The sequence below is a fragment of the Roseiflexus castenholzii DSM 13941 genome, from assembly GCF_000017805.1.
Classification (GTDB): domain Bacteria; phylum Chloroflexota; class Chloroflexia; order Chloroflexales; family Roseiflexaceae; genus Roseiflexus; species Roseiflexus castenholzii.
In genome coordinates this window covers 338,184-354,782 of sequence record NC_009767.1, presented here as the reverse complement: position 1 = coordinate 354,782, position 16,599 = coordinate 338,184, and the positions used below count along the sequence as shown (strand labels likewise).

The window sequence follows — 16,599 nt, the reverse complement described above, 5'->3', positions numbered from 1 at the left end:
CAGGAGCGTTCTGATGACTCGCGAGTACGATGTAATCACATTCGATTGCTACGGCACGCTGATCGACTGGGATGGCGGCATCCGCAGCGGGTTTGCAGCATCCGCGCGTCGCGCCGGTGTCGAGATCGATCTTGACGCTGCGCTTGCCGCCTATCACACCATTGAGCCACAGGTCGAGGCGGGTGAATACCGCCCCTACCGACAGGTGCTGGCGGAGACCGCTCAGCGCGCAGCGGCGATGCTTGGTTGGCCTATGGACGACGACACGGCGCAGTTCTTTGCGGCGACGCTGCCGCAGTGGACGCCGTTCGACGACACGAATCCGGCGCTCGAGCGGTTGCACGCCGCCGGGTATCGCCTTGGCATCCTGTCGAACGTAGACGACGATTTGCTTGCAGCAACGATCAGGCATTTCACTGCACCAATCGACCTGATCGTCACCGCGCAGCAGGTTGGCTCCTACAAACCGGATACTGGCCATTTCATTGCTGCCCGAGAGCGGATCGGCGGGTTGCGCTGGCTGCATGTCGCGCAGAGCCACTTCCACGATGTCGTCCCCGCCGCACGCCTGGGATTGCCGGTTGTGTGGGTCAACCGCAAACGCGAACCGTTGCCGCCAGACGGTCCCGCACCGCTCGCCGAAGTCCCCGATCTCCGGGCGTTTGTGGAGTGGATTGAGGGTCGGGGGTAGGGATGCCTGACCTTCGGTGCGTGTCATCCTGTCTGCTCCGGCACCCGCGTCGTGCTGTGCGACTGTGGTTCCCTGGTTTGGACCTCACCTCTGATCGCCGCTGCTGAGGGCGAAGGAAGCGCCTCCTGCCGGTAGGGGCGAGTTGCCCTCCACCTCTGCTCTCCCATCCCTGGCCGGATGCAGTGGGAAAGTTTCCGACTCCCGAGAGGAGAGCAGGAGGGGGTTATACCAAATCCCTGTGACCATCCGGCATGGTCACCCCGAGCAGCGCGCGGGGGCGTGCGCGACCCGCTCAGATTCCGCGCTGCGTTTACCCTGAGCGAAGCGAAGGGCTCGGAATGACACGCATGCGGCATCGTCAATCGTACTTGGTACTACTGCTCCGGCGCACAGAAACTGTTGCGCGACAGATGCGTCTGCACTGCCCGCTTCACCCTTTCACCTTCTCGCTGTCCATCTTCAATGCCCGATACACCGCGCCCCATTCATCGAGGGTCACGGTTTCGGCGCGGCGGGTGGCGTTGATGCCGGCGGCGGTGAGCGCGTTCAGGATTTTCTGTTTGTCGGTTTTCATCCCCATGGCGGCCATTCCGCCGGGTAGCGCGTTTCCCAACTGCTTGCGCGGATGGAGGAACCCGGCTTTGATCAGGCGCAGCAGCGCCTCCGGTTGATCGGGTACAACGGCAGGTTGCGGGCGAATCCGCAACCGCAGAACGGTCGACTCGACTTCGGGTGTGGGAAAGAAACAGGAAGCCGGGATGCGCGCGATGATCTCGGGTTCGGCATAGATCTGGACAGCATGCGCCAGGACACTCAGATTGCCGGGGCGCGCGCAGATGCGGTCGGCGACTTCGCGTTGCACCAGCACGACCATCAGCGCCGGGCGGAGCGGGTTGCTGAGGAAGTGGCGCAGCGCTGCTGATGTGATGGCATAGGGAAGATTGGCGACGACCTTGTACGGTCGGGCGCCGGAGGATGCGTCGGGGTCGTGTTCTGCGAGGATCGCCTCTGGTGGTAGGCGCAACACATCGCCCTGGATGATCGCCAGATTGGAGAACGCGCGAAACTCGGCGCGCAACCGATCCGCCAGGCGATGGTCGAGTTCGACGGCGATGACTGCGCGGGTGCGGTGCATCAATTCCCACGTCAGCACACCCAAACCGGGACCAACTTCGATGACTGTATCATCAGAGGTCAATTGGGCAGCGTTGACAATCTTCGCCAGTGCAGCGCCGTCGATCAGGAAGTTTTGCCCCATACTGCGGGAAGGGCGCAGGTCCAGAGCGTGGAGCGCAGCGCGGACGCGCGCGAGGGAGAGGTAAGGATTCGCAGACGTCATTGGAGTGGCACAATCACCTTCCACGTCGTGCCTTTGCCTGGCGTGGAGGTCACTTCGGCGACGCCACCCATCAGTGAGGCGCGTTCCTCGATGTTCAGCAAGCCGAACGAACCGCGCTGATCGTAGCTGGCACGCACCTTCTCGACATCAAAGCCGCGCCCGTCGTCTTCAATGATCGTTTCGAGCGTCGTTGGCGTCTGGCGCAGGCGCACCCAGATGTGCTGCGCTTTTGCGTGTTTCAGCGCATTATTAACTGCTTCCTGAACGATGTTGAACAGCGTACCCTCGACTTTCGTGTCGAGTTGCGCATCAATGGTATCGGCTTCGAGAATGATTTTGGTCGGATTGTCGCGGAAGCGCTCAAAGTACTGTTGTAGCGTCACATCGAGACCCTGCGTTTCGAGCGCCAGCGGACGCAATTCGAACAGCATCGTGCGCACATCGTGAGTGGTGCGCTTGGCGAGTTGTCCGAGTTTGTCGAGTTCGGGCAGGACGCGCGCCGGGTCGCGTTCGAGCAGGCGCTTGATAAACTCGACGTTCATCGTGATTGCCGCCAGCGCCTGTGCCGGTCCGTCGTGCAGGTCGCGCGCCAGTTGATGGCGCACCTCTTCCTCTTTCGACAGGAGTTTCGTGCGTTCCTGTTGCAGATCGTAGATCAGTTGGGCGTTCTGTAGCGCCACCAGCGCATAGGATGCCAGCGCCGCGAGTTTCTCGACCTCTTCGTGTCCAAAGGCGCGTTCGTGGTCGCTGGCGAAAACCATGACCCCGTATGTGTTCAGTCCGAAGCGGAGCGGCAACAGGCAGGCGGTGCGATGCCGGTGCAGCGATGTGAACGCCATCAATTCGGGGTCATCCCGGAAATTATCCAGCACCACCGGGTCCGAACCGCGTATCGTTCGCCCGATGGCGCCGGGTCCGATCGTTACAATGCGTTCCTGGTCGTTGGGGTCCAGCCCGCGCGACGAAGCGACGAACAGTTGATTGGTCTGCCCGGTGGAGAGGAGCACCATCCCACACGTATACGGCGCCAGTTTCTGGCTTTCGTCAAGCGTCACTTCGAGCACGTTCTGATAATCGTTGGTCGTCGCCAGCGTATACGCTGCCTCATACAGCGCGCGCGTCTGATCGCGGTAGGCATTCGCCTCACGCAACGCCTCAGCCGCCTTCTCTTCCGCCAGCGCCACACTCAACCGGTTGCTGGCGCTCCAGCGTTCCGCCAACCCCCCCGTAATCCAGGGAATGAACACGAGCGCCAGCGCGCGCAACGTCAGCCCCACATACCCGAGTGGATCGGACGGAATCGAGCCGTTGCCCGGACCAATGCGCGCGATCAGATAGGCTCCGATGTACGCGAATGCGGTGATCAGCCCGGTTAGCAAACTTGCCGACGAATTCAGGCGGAATGCCGCATTGACGAGCGGTAGCAGGAAGAGCGGATAGAGAATCTCGCGCGGATCGGGGTTGAAGAGCGTCAGCAGCAGCAATGCCAGAATATCGACGGCAAAACTGAACCGCAGGAACGCCGCAATTTGCGGAATAAACACCATAATCGTCGCCAGCGTAGTGAAGACGACGTATCCCCACATCACGACGATCATCGGGCTGTGCGCAGCAGTGGGGGACCAGAGCGACTCACCGGCAATCAGTTGAACAATCCCGATGAGCAGGATAGTCACGCCCCAGCGCGATAGATTGTAGAAACGGTCGCCGCCGATCATCTGGCGTTGCAGAGAAATCTTCGATGGGAGCGGGATGCGCTCTGCTGCGTCCATGATGTGTTGCCCCGAGCGTAGATTGCATGGCGCATTGCGCCGGTTTGAATAATCCCAATCTGCCGTTATTGCGCGGTGCGTCGGCAATAGCGACTGCGTGGCGCGCCCACAAAGGAACGCTCACCAACGGCGTTTGTTCGGCAAGTCCACATTGTGCATCGTCTCTTTCGGGTGTCAGGACACCCAAAAATCCCTCTCAAGCGATGCCGGGAAGGAAGTGGAGGTACAACACAAAAGGCGTCGAGACGCTCACACATCACATATGAGGGAGCACCGCTGCCAGAGCAACGGGCATCCCTCCACCTCTCGCACATGTTCTGTGCAATCGTCATTGTCGCCGCAAGACCTACATCTGCTTGAGCGTTGCGATTGACGAACTCACCGCTTCGGCGCTCTTTCTCACCAGCGCCATTTCCTCGTCGTTCAACGGCAGTTCGAGCACCCGTTCGACGCCGCCGGCGCCAAGGACGCACGGAACGCCGAAGTAGATGTCGTTCAATCCATACTCGCCTTCGAGGTAACAGGCACACGGCAACACGCGCTTCTTATCGCGCAGGATCGCCTCGACCATCTGTACGGTCGCGGCGCTCGGCGCATAGTAGGCGCTGCCCGTCTTCAGCAGATTGACGATTTCGCCGCCGCCTTTGCGTGTGCGTTCAATGATCGCGTCGAGCCGTTCCTTGCTGATGAACTCGGTCACCGGAATGCCGCTGATCGTGGTGAAGCGTGGCAATGGCACCATTTCGTCGCCATGCCCCCCCATCAACATCGCCTGAATATCCTCGACCGACACCCCGGCTTCCATGGCGATGAACGTCCGGTAGCGCGCAGTATCAAGGACGCCTGCCTGCCCCACAACGCGGTTCTTGGGGAAGCCGCTCACCTGCTTCGCCAGGTACGTCATCGTGTCGAGCGGGTTGTTCACCATAATGATCACCGCATCGGGCGAGAGCGGCGCCGCCTTGGAGATGCAGTCGCGCGTGATGTCGGCATTGACGCGGATCAGGTCTTCGCGGCTCATGCCGGGTTTGCGCGGCGCGCCCGAGGTCACGATAATGATGTCGGAGTTTGCGGTTGCAGCGTAGTCGTTTGTGCCGGTGATCTTCACATCGAATCCCTCGATGGGTCCGGCCTGCAACAGATCGAGTCCCTTGCCCTGCGGCACGCCATCAATGATATCGACCAGCACCACGTCACCCAGTTCCTTGGACGCGATCCAGTGAGCGGCGGTCGAACCAACGAATCCCGCACCGATGATCGAAATTTTCGGTCTCATGACTCCTCCTCTTCAACAAGGTTATACCAATCACCTGTGAACATCCGGCATGGTCACCCCGAGCAGCGCGAGGGGTCGTGCGCGACCCGCGCAGATTCCTCGCTGCGTTTACCCTGAGCGAAGCGAAGGGCTCGGAATGACCAGTCGCTGCGCGCGGCATGACCAGCATGCGGCATCGTCAAGCGTCATTGGTATTACACCCTCGGCGCAACCGTAGCGACTTCGTGAGTAAATCCAACCACTTTCGGGCGACCATCCTCAGTTCGTTGACGTCTCACCCTGCACATAATACACGATGAGAGGAGCGTTGCTTGCGACAACGGTGGGTGAGACGATTGTCGGGCGCGAGACACGGACGAGAGCAGGATCAACAGCAGCAAAGATCGTTCGGCGATGATGTGATTTGGTTGGCGCATGACCTGCTGATAGTCATGCCGACTACCGCCTGCGTCTCATGGGCTGATACCAATGACCGGTGACCATCCGGCATGGTCACCCCGAGCAGCGCGAGGGGTTGTGCGCGACCCGCGCAGATTCCTCGCTGCGTTTACCCTGAGCGAAGCGAAGGGCTCGGAATGACCAGCATGCGGCATCTTCAATCGTTATTGGTATGACATCACGTGCGCCTGATGGCGCTGTTGGCGCGCTGCCGCAATCGCGCGAGCGCTGCTGCCAGATCGTCCGGCAGCGGCGAGGTGAACTCGACCCATGCGCCGCTCGATGGCAGCGCAAACCCCAGGCGATGCGCATGGAGAAACTGGCGCGTCAATCCAAAGGTTGCGCGCGGACGCTTCGGTCCGTAGAGCGGATCGGCGAGCACGGGGCGATTGCGCGAGGCGAAATGCACTCGTATCTGATGGGTTCGTCCCGTCTCCAGACGCGCCTCGATCAGCGCATACTCCCCCAGTTCTTCCAGGACGCGCCAGTGGGTGCGCGCCGGTCTTCCGCCGGCCATCACCGCCATGCGCACCCGGTCGGTCGGATGGCGCGCGATGGGTGCATCGATCACCCCCCCAGACTCATTCATCCGTCCTTCGACGACCACAAGATAGATTTTTAACATGCGACGCGCCTGCTGTTGTGCCTGCAACGAATGCAACGCGCGGTCGTTGCGCGCCGCCACCAGCAACCCCGACGTGTCGCGGTCGAGCCGATGCACAATGCCGGGGCGCAGATCGCCGCTGATCGCCATCTCAGGATAGCGCGCGATCAACGCATTCACAAGCGTGCCGCGGTTGTGACCGGGTGCGGGATGCACAACTATGCCCGCAGGCTTGTCGATCACAACGACATCATCGTCCTCGTACACAATCTGGAGCGGGAGCGCTTCGGCGACCAGACCGACGGGCTGTGGTTCCGGCAATTGCACGGTGACGACATCTCCGACGCGCACAGGGGAGGCTGGACGCACCTGGCGATTGTTGAGGAGCACGCGGGCGTCTTCGATCAAATGGCGAGCATAGGTGCGCGAGAGATCGGGCACTTTCCCGGCGATGTACCGGTCCAGGCGATGACCCTCATCGGCAGCCTCGACGATCAGTTGAAGCAGTTCACCATGCACCATGTCCTCGCTCGACCCTGACAATGCCCTTTACTCGGTTCTTGCGTGTGCGGCTGCGCCGTCTACCTTTGCCCGTCATACGCCTGCCATCTCTCCCGCCTCTCGCCCTGCCCTTAATGACAGACCGTTGCACTGCGTGTCGCGGCGCGCCGCCTCTGCGTCGCTCGTATCTCTTGCCGCTTGCCCTGCGCCCCCCTCTTCCGCCCCTGTTCCGCCTTGTCGGTGCGACTGCGCTCTACGGACCGGGTCTGCGCGGGTCCTGATTAAGGAGATCGTTCAAGAGCGCATCGTCGGAGCCTGCTCGCCGTTGATCGCCATCGCCGGTTAGCAGCAGGAAGAGCGCCAGCACAGCGACGCCAACGGTAATTGCGCTGTCGGCGACATTGAAGATGCCGGGGAACCAGTGTACGTGCACGAAATCGATGACATAACCAAAGCGCAACCGATCAATGATATTCCCGATCGCGCCACCGACGATCAGCCCAAGGCATACCTGTGAGATGAGGTGTGGTCCGGGCAGATGATAGCGGTAAAAATACATCGCGCCCAGGCTGATAATGAGCGACGTCGCCGTGAAAACATGCGAGAAGCCGGCATCGAACATTCCGAACGCAATGCCGGTATTATGAATCAGCGTCAGGCTCAGCCAGTCGCCGATGAGCGGGCGGGATGTCCCTTCGACCGTGCCCAAAGTGTTGAGCACCCATGCTTTTGTCGCCTGGTCAAAGGCGAGAATTGTTGCAGCAATCACAGCCGGACGCAACCAATAACGTTGCAACTCGTGCCGTAGGGTTGTGCGCGAATTGGTCAATGCTCTCTGTCGCTTTCTGAAAATCAGGGATAAGGGGTTAGGAGCGAGAAGTCAACCATCTTGTCTTCCACCTCCAACCTCCCACCTTCTCGCCTCTTACGCCCCACGCCTCTCCCTCACAGCGCCGGTCTGTCAATGAGCAGCGCCACTCCGCTGACGTTGTTCCACAGTCAAGACCTCTGGGATCGGGAACGTGCAATGTGCAAGGCGGAACGCGCCCCATCTGACCGCCTTCCACCCGCCCCCTCCCGCCTTCCGTGCTCCCTCTTCCTTTGCCGGACCCTGCTATCCACCAGGAACACGAAGATGTGCCCGGGGGCAATGCCACGTTCCAATCTGCGACCTTTTCACCCGTCATCTTCCTGCGCGCCGCGTGCCACGACACCACGAACTTGCCACACGTCGGCGCGCCCTGTATGACGACCTTCCCCCCTTCGCGCCGCTCGTCCCTCGCCGCGCGCCGCGCGTCTTGCGCATGAACAGACAGCCCCCTGTGGAATCGCACCGAACCGCAAGGGGCTGTTGGCGCCCGCCCGTCCACAGATGCGCCAGGAAGACTACCAGCGCCGGGCGCGCTCACGCGCCGCCTGGCAACGGACACACAGCGTTGCATATGGGAGCGCCTCCAGTCGTTCAAGCGGGATAGGTTCGCCGCAATCGGCGCAGATCCCATACGTGCCTTCATCGATGCGACGCAGCGCGGCGTTGACCTGTTCAAGCAGATCACGCGCATTGCTGCGCAGAGCGAGGTCACGTTCGCGCACCAGCGTTTCCATCATCTCTTCGGCAACCACATTTCCGATACCGGCGCTCTCCTCACGACTGGCGCGTTCCCGCTCCAGTGCGGCGATCTCGGCGAGTAATGCGTCGCGCTCCGCTTCGAGTCGCTCTCGTTGTGCTGCGAAGATCGTCGTCGATGGCATCTTCGCCGCTCCTTTCTCGCCAACAACAAGATAGGCTCGGCAGCGTCTTCTGCCGCACCTGCACCCATCATCCAAACCACATCCATGCCCCTGGCATGGATGCCCTGTTTTGCACACCGTTATTATACCACGCCGCAAGATCAAACGCGGTTACGCTGTATCCACCGAGCGATAACCGCCAATGCCGCCAGGAGTAAACGTCTCCCCCAGGCTATGCAGCAGCGTCGCCACGATGAGTAACTCGCTGCGCAACACATCGCGCAGCGCTTCCGAACTCCGCTGCCCCCAGAGATCACTCAGATCGGTCACATTCGTGCCGATAATCTGAACATACACGGGCGATGGCTTCTCATCGATGCGGTAGCCGCGACGGATTTCGACGGCGATATAGTCCGCCGGCGGGGGGAAATCCGGCGCAACGCGGCGCAGCGCGGCGCGCACTGCGCCGTTGAACGCGCGGATCAACTCAGCATCGCTACGATCAACCGACCGAATATCGACGGTGTAGGTCCATGCCAGTTCGAGCGGACCCGGCGCGATGTCGCGTCCTTCCGAATACAACTGGTGCGCCGCCGTCCAGACCAGGTTGAGTTCGACCCATGGCGGCGACCATCCCTCGCCGATCGGTTCAGGATGTTCGGGGAAGAGTTCAGCGCGGTAAGTGCGATCCAGCGTCTCCGGTTGAATGCTCTCGATCACGGCATGTTCGTGCAGACCGGCGATCAGCCAGGCTTCTTCCAGCCCTGTTGCGAGTTCTTCGTAACTGATCAATGCCATCCCCCGTGGTATCAGGAGTCGTACCTGTTATTGTACCGCCAGGCGTCGTATACGACAAGCGGCGTCGAATGAACGGTGTGTCAACGTTTGCGCCTTTTCAAACAATCCGCTGGCGTGTTACAATATTGATACAAATTGAATTATGTGGCACTGATGGGCTGTAGAGGGGAGAAAGCGTATGAGCACAGAACAGAACAGGCGCCGCCGCCGGGCGACGTATGTCTGGAAGCCTGAAATGATTCGCGCGTTGCGAGAACATATGGACCTGACTCAACGCGAACTGGCAGATCTGCTGGAGGTGCGGCAGCAGACGATCAGCGAATGGGAAACCGGTCTGCATACGCCGCATCGCTCGACCCAGAAAACGTTGAGCATGGTGGCTGAGCGCGCCGGTTTTCCGTATCTGCCCCAAACCGCCGAAACGCCCGCTGATGGCGATGGTGCACAGCACAATGGCGAGGCGCCTGCCGAGCGCGTCGATGCCGGCGGGGCAGGCGCCAACAGCGATTGACACATACACGTTTCCGTGTTAGAATAGATCGAAAAGAAGGGCGCAGTCGAAGCGTCCTTCTTTTTTACCGGATTTACACGAAAACGTGTGGAGGTGCCATGCCGCGTCGTCTTTCCCTGCCGTGTGACCGTCTTTGCGCCATGTACGAGGCGGGCGCCACCACGATCACGCTGGCGCGCCTGTATGATTGTCATCCGGCCACCATTGCGCGCTACCTGCGGCAATGCGGCGTAACGCTTCGCACAGGGCGTTTTACCGCCAGGCCATTCGACGAGGCGCTCTTCCGTCGCCTGTACCTGGAAGAACAACTGCCGCTCACCCGGATCGCGATTGCGCTCAACGTCTCGGTCAGCACCCTCGGCAACTGGCGCCGTCGGCTCGGCATTCCGCCCCGCCGACGGCGCGCGTGAGGGGTGCGTCACCCCTCACGCTGTGCCTTCGCCGTGATACGGCGCGCAGCAGCCGATGTTCCGAGCGCAGCGAATGGAAAGCATTGTGCTGCGCCCTCCACCGCTCTATCGCGTCGTGCAGGGTCACAATCGCGCAGGCATCGCAGGGAATCCGGTTGCCTGTGAACGGTTTTGTGGCGGACCTGTCGCGCTTCGCGGCAGTGTCGGGCTATGCGACGACGTGAACAGACGGCACTCGACAGGAGAAGCCGCATAAAGGCGATGCTCCCATTGGCTCGAATATGTTGCCGGCGATGAGCGCGCAGAGCTCACCTGCGCACAGATGAGAGAAGCGGCAAACTCCCATTGGCTCGAATATGTTGCCGACGATGAGCGCAGAGTTGCGTTCAGGTGATCGTCGCCTGTCGCTGGCTGATAGCCTCATCGCTGGCAATTGCGCGTGAGCATGACGCTGCGCGCTGACCACAGGACGACACAGCGAGGAATTGGACAGGGTAATACCAATGACCGGTGACCATCCGGCATGGTCACCCCGAGCCGCGCGAGGGGTCTTGCGCGACCCGTGCAGATTCCTCGCTGCGCGCGGCATGACCCGTCGCTGCGCGCGGCATGACCCGTCGCTGCGCGCGGCATGACCAGCATGCGGCATCGTCAATCGTCATTGGTATAACGTAGTCCAAAGCATAGCAGAAGCGCGCTGATCTGGCAGCAGCGGGCAAGGGAGCGTCGATGTAGTGAATGATATATGCGCTCTTGCACACTTCGGCGGTCTGTGCCAGATGCCTGTCGGCATCGAGAAACGCATGCACCATGTGATCGGGAAAGCGCACTCGATTGAGTGTCGGAAACGCATTTCTGAACACATAGGCATGATGCAGGTGATCCGGCAATCCGGTCACGCACACAATTGCGCCAGAAGGAACATCTGTCAGGGTTGAGTCCATCCATGCGAGGGCGCGTTCCATTTCGCGCCCCGCCTGGCGCCACCAGTATGCGCGGTATGAGGCGACGCCTGCGTGCGTTCCGATCAGCAGGATCAGCGCCGTAACGCACAATGCTCGCCGCTCTTCAGCCACCTGCCAGACTGCACTCCATCCCACGGCGATCATCCAGGCGATCCCGATCGTTGCCATGAATGCGGTGCGACCGGTGGCAGTCAGGAGGACCGGGTGCAACGCAATGGCGCTCCACGCTGCGGCAAACAGCAGGATGCGCGCCTGATGGCGGGGGATGCGCTGGCGCGCCTGCCAGCCCAGCCATCCCAGCATACCCAGCGCGCCCGTCGCACCGGTCACGGCGACGAATGGCAGAACCGGTTGATCCCGCCAGAGAGGGAGCGATGTCAGATAGCCATAGTTGTCCGGCAGCGCGAAGAGTCCGACTGCCAGGTAATACCCAAGATTGATGGCGATCCGGACAGGATCGATCTCAACCGGATAGGGCGAACCGGTCGAGAGGCGAAAGGCGACGAACAGCCCCTGAATTGCCAGCAGCGGCGCCACCGGCGTGAGGCGGCGGAGGCGTTCGCGCCATGTCTCTGCGTTTGCATCGAGCAGATCGTAGACTGCAAGCGCAACAGGAAGGAAGATGGCGGTTTCTTTCGCGCCAATAGCAAGCACGTAGCATACGACCGTCAGCGCGTAATATCTGCCCGGCGCCGGGGCAGTGCGGAATGCCAGATAGATCCGCAGGCTGAGCAGAACGAACAACCCTGCCAGCAGTTCGTTCGATGCCGAGACCCACAGTATCGGTTCGGCGTGCGCTCCGTGAACGCTGAAGAGGATGGCTGCCAGCATCCCAATATCGATACGTTGTGTCATTGTACTGATAATGTCGGCAACCAGCGTTGTCACTGCGACGTACAGCACCAACGCGACAACGTGATACCCCATTGCCTCGAAGCCGAAGATTCGGGCGCAGGCAGCGATGAAGAGGTCGAACACCGGACGATACCAACCGCCGTGGGTCGCAGTGAGGAGGTGCGGCAGGTCACGGAGCGACAGATCGAGGTTGCGCTGGATCACAGCCCAATCATCAGCCAGCAGCGCATTGGTGAAGCCGGGGAGGTAGAGAGAAGAAGCGCCAAGGGATGCCAGCGCCAGGATGATCAAGCGACGGATCATCTGTGCGGTTGCATCCTGCGCACCAGAAGGTTCAGAACCCCAAGGAACACCGCCGCTGCCACGACGTGGAAGACGATCAGGATGAGATAATCGGTCCCGGTTCCTCCCATTGGCATCGCCGATGGATTGGCGGCGCCCGCCAGATTTGGCGCGAGCGACACAAAGAACGCGATGACGCCGATAATGTTGTAGGTTCGGAGCGGATTGGCAGCGACACGATTGACCACGGCGAGCACTCCGATGCCGATGAGCGTAAAGAAGAGCGTAAAGGCAATGATCGGTCCGAACGTCAATGGCATGAAATCCGGCGGCAGCGGCATAACTGCCCCAAGGATCAGGCGAGCGACGACATTTGCCGCAACCGCAGCCAGTGCCGCTGCGCCGCCAGCTCTGAGTAACGTTGCGTTTGAGAAGCGTGTCTGTGCAATTGTGGACATATTACAGGTTTCCTGGTGACTGCACGATGCGGGTGGAGCACGCAAAAGCGATTTTTTTCTCCCGACTATTATATCAGATGCCAGGCGATGGATGACCCCCTGATCTCAATGCCCGGCTCTCACACACAGCGATGACCAGCGGACGTGGCTGTTATCACAAGGGAGCGACGTTCTCCTGAGCGTCGCCCGGTGGTCGGTTGTGTTCCGGCGCATGGTGGGAGGGTGCGCACGGATAGGCACAGATTGCGACGGATGGGTGCGGATGGGGGGAGGGTGCGCACGGATAGGCGCGGATGGGGCGCGCCGTCGTGTCCGGTTCTCAGTTCCTGGTTCTCAGTTCTCAGTTCCCGATTCTCACGCCTACCGATTCGCATCCAGGCATGTCTGTATCTTGCGGTCTGCAACCGCAAACGCCCCCTCGACGGACGCCAACCCGCGCACTGCGGCGTTGAGCGCGTCATCGAGAGCCGACGCCACCGGACCGGTGTAGACGCTGCCGCATGCCGTCGGGTAGCGCGGCGGTGCAATACCTGCCTCGCGCCCGATCACAAACGCGCGCATGTTCGCCGGTGGCGCGGGCAGTTGCATCATTGTCGGATCGTTACTCAACGACAGGAGCACCGGCGTGCCCAGATGTGCAGCCGTCAGCGCACGCTGCGTTTCTGGAGCAATAAAGATTTTCACAAAATCCCATGCCAGTTGCGGATCGCGCGAGGCGCGCGTTACGGCGAAGCCATACGTGCCGATGCCGGTGAAGCGTCCTGCCGGATGGCTCGGAACCAATTGCACATCCCAGGCGAAGCGGTCGCCGATCTGATCGCGGTACCGCTGCGCAACGCCGGCAAACGAAAAGAATGCAGCGCACGTCTGATCCACGAAGCAGTCGCGTCCGCCAGAAGCGGGTGGGGCTGCGATTTTGTGCGTGAGCCAGAGATCGACATATGCCTGCAACCCTGTGAGCGACTGCGGCGAACTCAACGTTGATTGCGTTCCGTCAGCGCTGAGCGCATCGCCGCCAGCGCCGCGCACCCACGGCAGCCAGTAAACCCACCAGGCGTAGCCGTTTAGGCTGGCATTCGTGAAACTCAGGCAATCAACCCCTGGCGCCGCCCCCTGAAGGCGTTTGCACGCTGCGATCAGATCATCCCATGTCCAGTCATCGCGCGGCAGCGGCGCGCCGGATTGTTCCCAGAGCGAACGGTTGTAATACATCTGAATGGTTTCGAGCGATACCGGAATCATGAACAGACCAGGGCGCTTGCGGGATCGTCCGAGTTCCAGCGCCATCGGATGCACATCTGCCAGGTTGACGCTGTCGTCGCCTCTGGCGAATTCTTCCAGATCGATGATTAGATCAGACTCGAGCAGCGACTCGGTCAGCATATCGATCAGCCAGACGACATCGGGAACGTTGCCGGCTGCGGCGCTGCCTCGCAATTCGCTATAATCGCCGCTGCCGTCGATGAGTTCAATCTGCACGTCGGGATGACGACGGCGAAACTCCTGGCTGACAATCTCAACCACCCCCTCGATAGCGGGGTCGCGCACAGTGTAGACGCGCAACACGCGCGGCTCAGGCGTCGGAGTCGGCGGCGGCGGTTCGAGCAACCCGCACGACACCAGGAGCAGGGAGGACAGCACGACCAGCCATCCCCGGCGCACCAACACAGGCCACTGCATAGCAACTTCCTTTCACCTCGACCTGAGCCTGCAAGAGACGTCGTCGTGCTAACGCAATGTATCGGATCAGAAACGCGGATCACGATGGCGCTGCGGTCATGACGAGCAATCAATGCATGGGTATCAACCTGTGGAAATCCGCGTTCCATGCTCTGCCAAACTGCTCTTGCAGCAGCAAATCCCTGGTTGATCGCTTGGGCGACTATTCCATCGAACATTATAGCAGAAGCGAGCAGGCTGCCGTCTTTCGTCATGGTCATTCTCCAATGACGTTTCGGGCGCCGATAACGCCGTCTTTGAACGGTGTGTTCCACTCTGGACGCTGGCGGATGGTTCGGAACGCGGGCGGTCAAGCCGTTGCCGAACGCATCGTCACGCGCCGATTTGTGAACGCCTATCGGCTCACACTGTGGCATAGCAGTGGCGCAATGCTATTTCATGATTGCCCCATAGCGCCATGTCATGGTATGATGACGCAAAGCGGCATGCATGCACACTTCCAGGAGGACGGTCATGGACGACCACATCACAGATGATCTCCCGTGCTATGGGTTGTATATCAATGGCAGCTGGGTCGATGCCGAAGGCGGCCTGATGCCGGTCAACGAACCGGCGCGTGGGCGGACGATGGCGTATGTAGCGCGCGGCTCGGCAGCCGATGTGGATCGCGCCGTGGCAGCAGCACGTGAAGCGTTTGATCGCGGTCCCTGGCCCCACACTCCCGGTCACGAACGCGCGCGCATCCTCAATGCGATTGCCGACCTGATCGAAGAGCACACCGCCGAATTTGCCGAACTCGAGTCGCGCAACCTTGGCGCCCCGCTGCGCAAGACGACCTTTGTCGATATTCCGTGGTCGGTCGAGCATCTGCGCGTGTTCGCCGAACTGGCGACGATCCATCCGTATGAGGCGCTGCCGTGGACGGATATTCCCTCGGTGAGTTGGAATTTCGTCTGGCGTGAGCCGATCGGCGTTTGCGGGCAGATTGTGCCGTGGAACTATCCGCTTCTCATGACGATCTGGAAGATCGCACCGGCGCTGGCTGCGGGGAACACTGTGGTGCTCAAACCAGCGTCCTACACGCCGCTGACAGCGCTCATGCTGATGAGACTGATTCACGAAGCCGGGTTGCTGCCACGCGGCGTGCTGAATATCGTGACCGGTCCGGGGGCGGAGGTTGGTGACGCACTGGCGCGGCATCCCGGCGTGGACAAGGTGTCGTTCACCGGATCGACCGAAACCGGGCGTCATATCATGCGGTTGGCGAGCGATACGATCAAGCGCCTGACCCTCGAACTCGGCGGCAAGTCGCCGAGCCTGGTGATGCCCGACGCCGATCTCGAACTCGCCACCGATGGCGTGCTATTCGGCGTCTTTTTCAACGGCGGGCAGAGTTGTGAAGCAGGAACGCGCTGCCTGGTGCCAGAAAGCCTGCACGACGAGTTTCTCGAGCGTCTGGTGACGCGCGCCCGCTCGCTGCGGATCGGCGACCCGCTCGATCTGGAAACCGACCTGGGTCCGCTCGTTTCCGAAGCGCAGTGCCGGATCGTCGAGGAGTACATCGATGTCGGCAAGCACGAAGGCGCGCGCCTGGTGACCGGCGGCAAACGCGCACGGATCCCCGGTTTTGAGTATGGTCCATTCATTGAACCAACGATCTTCACCGGTGTGCAGAACGGCACACGCCTGGCGCAGGAAGAAATCTTTGGTCCGGTGCTATCGGTCATTCCGTACCGGACCGTGACGGAGGCGATTGAACTGGCGAATGCCAGTCGCTATGGGCTTGGCGCCGCCGTCTGGTCACGTGATCTTCAAGGCGCGATTGAGGTCGCCAAGCGCATCCGCACCGGTACTGTCTGGATCAACGACCATCACATCATTCTGCCGCGTGCGCCATTTGGCGGCTACAAGCAGAGCGGCATCGGGCGCGAACACGGTATCTACGGCTTGATGGCGTACACCGAACTGAAGCACATCCATGTCGATCTGATGCAGAAGCGCAGCGGGCGCGTCTGGTGGGACGTGCTCATCCCGCAACGCGATCAGAGTGAGGAAGCGGGGTTGTAGATCGGGGATCAGAAGTGGTAACCAATGTTTGGGAGGGCGTTTGAGATGCGGATGGGTCGCGTCTTGGCGCCCTCTTTCCGTTGTCGCAGTCGCAACGTATCGCTGTGCCAGACCAGTTGCCGCAGTGATGATTACCGATCAACGCCTCATGCTGGCTGAGCGACCGTTCGCGGCCACTGCACGACTTCCCAAGCCGCAGTGATGATTACCGATCAACGCCT

General features: G+C 60.9%; 14 protein-coding genes. 4 read left to right on the top strand and 10 right to left on the bottom strand.

Annotated features, from left to right (window positions below):
- Nucleotides 1-13: 13 nt before the first annotated feature.
- The gene (locus RCAS_RS01500; protein ID WP_011997823.1) at nt 14-691 is read left to right on the top strand and encodes an HAD-IA family hydrolase; all 678 of its coding nucleotides are present in this window, start codon (nt 14-16) and stop codon (nt 689-691) included.
- A 430-nt stretch (nt 692-1,121) separates the two neighbouring features.
- Here RCAS_RS01500 and rsmA read toward each other — a convergent pair whose 3' ends face one another.
- From rsmA to RCAS_RS01465, 7 genes are all read right to left on the bottom strand, one after another.
- On the bottom strand, nt 1,122-2,030 hold the full coding sequence (rsmA, locus tag RCAS_RS01495) for a 16S rRNA (adenine(1518)-N(6)/adenine(1519)-N(6))-dimethyltransferase RsmA (RefSeq protein ID WP_011997822.1): 909 nt from the start codon (nt 2,028-2,030) through the stop codon (nt 1,122-1,124).
- The gene (locus RCAS_RS01490) at nt 2,027-3,802 is read right to left on the bottom strand and encodes a GAF domain-containing sensor histidine kinase (RefSeq protein WP_011997821.1); all 1,776 of its coding nucleotides are present in this window, start codon (nt 3,800-3,802) and stop codon (nt 2,027-2,029) included. The genes rsmA and RCAS_RS01490 overlap by 4 nt, the downstream gene beginning before the upstream one ends.
- 346 nt (nt 3,803-4,148) lie before the next feature.
- Nucleotides 4,149-5,078 (bottom strand): malate dehydrogenase, encoded by a 930-nt coding sequence (mdh, locus tag RCAS_RS01485; RefSeq protein ID WP_011997820.1) that lies wholly within the window; start codon nt 5,076-5,078, stop codon nt 4,149-4,151.
- A gap of 616 nt (nt 5,079-5,694) precedes the next feature.
- Nucleotides 5,695-6,663: an RluA family pseudouridine synthase gene (locus tag RCAS_RS01480; protein ID WP_041330127.1), complete on the bottom strand. Its 969-nt coding sequence runs from the start codon at nt 6,661-6,663 to the stop codon at nt 5,695-5,697.
- Between the two features lie 211 nt (nt 6,664-6,874).
- On the bottom strand, nt 6,875-7,450 hold the full coding sequence (gene lspA / locus RCAS_RS01475) for a signal peptidase II (protein ID WP_011997818.1): 576 nt from the start codon (nt 7,448-7,450) through the stop codon (nt 6,875-6,877).
- A 557-nt stretch (nt 7,451-8,007) separates the two neighbouring features.
- The gene (locus RCAS_RS01470) at nt 8,008-8,373 is read right to left on the bottom strand and encodes a TraR/DksA family transcriptional regulator (protein WP_011997817.1); all 366 of its coding nucleotides are present in this window, start codon (nt 8,371-8,373) and stop codon (nt 8,008-8,010) included.
- Between the two features lie 150 nt (nt 8,374-8,523).
- On the bottom strand, nt 8,524-9,150 hold the full coding sequence (locus tag RCAS_RS01465; RefSeq protein WP_011997816.1) for a hypothetical protein: 627 nt from the start codon (nt 9,148-9,150) through the stop codon (nt 8,524-8,526).
- Between the two features lie 178 nt (nt 9,151-9,328).
- Here RCAS_RS01465 and RCAS_RS01460 point away from each other — a divergent pair, with 178 nt between their 5' ends.
- Nucleotides 9,329-9,661, top strand: coding sequence for a helix-turn-helix domain-containing protein (locus tag RCAS_RS01460; RefSeq protein WP_011997815.1), 333 nt, complete (start codon nt 9,329-9,331; stop codon nt 9,659-9,661).
- 98 nt (nt 9,662-9,759) lie between these two features.
- On the top strand, nt 9,760-10,071 hold the full coding sequence (locus tag RCAS_RS01455) for a hypothetical protein (protein WP_011997814.1): 312 nt from the start codon (nt 9,760-9,762) through the stop codon (nt 10,069-10,071).
- 527 nt (nt 10,072-10,598) lie between these two features.
- Here the strand turns inward: RCAS_RS01455 and RCAS_RS01450 are convergent.
- The 3 genes from RCAS_RS01450 to RCAS_RS01440 form a co-directional block, all read right to left on the bottom strand.
- Nucleotides 10,599-12,194 carry a hypothetical protein gene (locus RCAS_RS01450; protein ID WP_011997813.1) on the bottom strand — a complete coding sequence of 532 codons (1,596 nt, stop codon included), beginning with the start codon at nt 12,192-12,194 and terminating at the stop codon, nt 10,599-10,601.
- The gene (locus RCAS_RS01445) at nt 12,191-12,631 is read right to left on the bottom strand and encodes a DUF6069 family protein (RefSeq protein WP_011997812.1); all 441 of its coding nucleotides are present in this window, start codon (nt 12,629-12,631) and stop codon (nt 12,191-12,193) included. Before RCAS_RS01445 ends, RCAS_RS01450 begins: the two co-directional genes overlap by 4 nt.
- A gap of 360 nt (nt 12,632-12,991) precedes the next feature.
- Complete coding sequence (locus tag RCAS_RS01440; RefSeq protein ID WP_011997811.1) at nt 12,992-14,311, bottom strand: extracellular solute-binding protein; 1,320 nt, start codon at nt 14,309-14,311, stop codon at nt 12,992-12,994.
- A 513-nt stretch (nt 14,312-14,824) separates the two neighbouring features.
- Here RCAS_RS01440 and RCAS_RS01435 point away from each other — a divergent pair.
- Entirely contained in the window at nt 14,825-16,378 is a 1,554-nt protein-coding gene (locus RCAS_RS01435) for an aldehyde dehydrogenase family protein (RefSeq protein ID WP_011997809.1), read from the top strand.
- Nucleotides 16,379-16,599: the final 221 nt, after the last annotated feature.

Excerpts from the sequence above, each read along its gene's own strand:
- RCAS_RS01500 (WP_011997823.1), top strand. The coding sequence starts at position 14 with ATGACTCGCGAGTACGATGTAATCACATTCGATTGCTACGGCACGCTG.
- rsmA (WP_011997822.1), bottom strand. The coding sequence starts at position 2,030 with ATGACGTCTGCGAATCCTTACCTCTCCCTCGCGCGCGTCCGCGCTGCG.
- RCAS_RS01490 (WP_011997821.1), bottom strand. The coding sequence starts at position 3,802 with ATGGACGCAGCAGAGCGCATCCCGCTCCCATCGAAGATTTCTCTGCAA.
- mdh (WP_011997820.1), bottom strand. The coding sequence starts at position 5,078 with ATGAGACCGAAAATTTCGATCATCGGTGCGGGATTCGTTGGTTCGACC.
- RCAS_RS01470 (WP_011997817.1), bottom strand. The coding sequence starts at position 8,373 with ATGCCATCGACGACGATCTTCGCAGCACAACGAGAGCGACTCGAAGCG.
- RCAS_RS01465 (WP_011997816.1), bottom strand. The coding sequence starts at position 9,150 with ATGGCATTGATCAGTTACGAAGAACTCGCAACAGGGCTGGAAGAAGCC.
- RCAS_RS01460 (WP_011997815.1), top strand. The coding sequence starts at position 9,329 with ATGAGCACAGAACAGAACAGGCGCCGCCGCCGGGCGACGTATGTCTGG.
- RCAS_RS01455 (WP_011997814.1), top strand. The coding sequence starts at position 9,760 with ATGCCGCGTCGTCTTTCCCTGCCGTGTGACCGTCTTTGCGCCATGTAC.
- RCAS_RS01450 (WP_011997813.1), bottom strand. The coding sequence starts at position 12,194 with ATGATCCGTCGCTTGATCATCCTGGCGCTGGCATCCCTTGGCGCTTCT.
- RCAS_RS01445 (WP_011997812.1), bottom strand. The coding sequence starts at position 12,631 with ATGTCCACAATTGCACAGACACGCTTCTCAAACGCAACGTTACTCAGA.
- RCAS_RS01440 (WP_011997811.1), bottom strand. The coding sequence starts at position 14,311 with ATGCAGTGGCCTGTGTTGGTGCGCCGGGGATGGCTGGTCGTGCTGTCC.
- RCAS_RS01435 (WP_011997809.1), top strand. The coding sequence starts at position 14,825 with ATGGACGACCACATCACAGATGATCTCCCGTGCTATGGGTTGTATATC.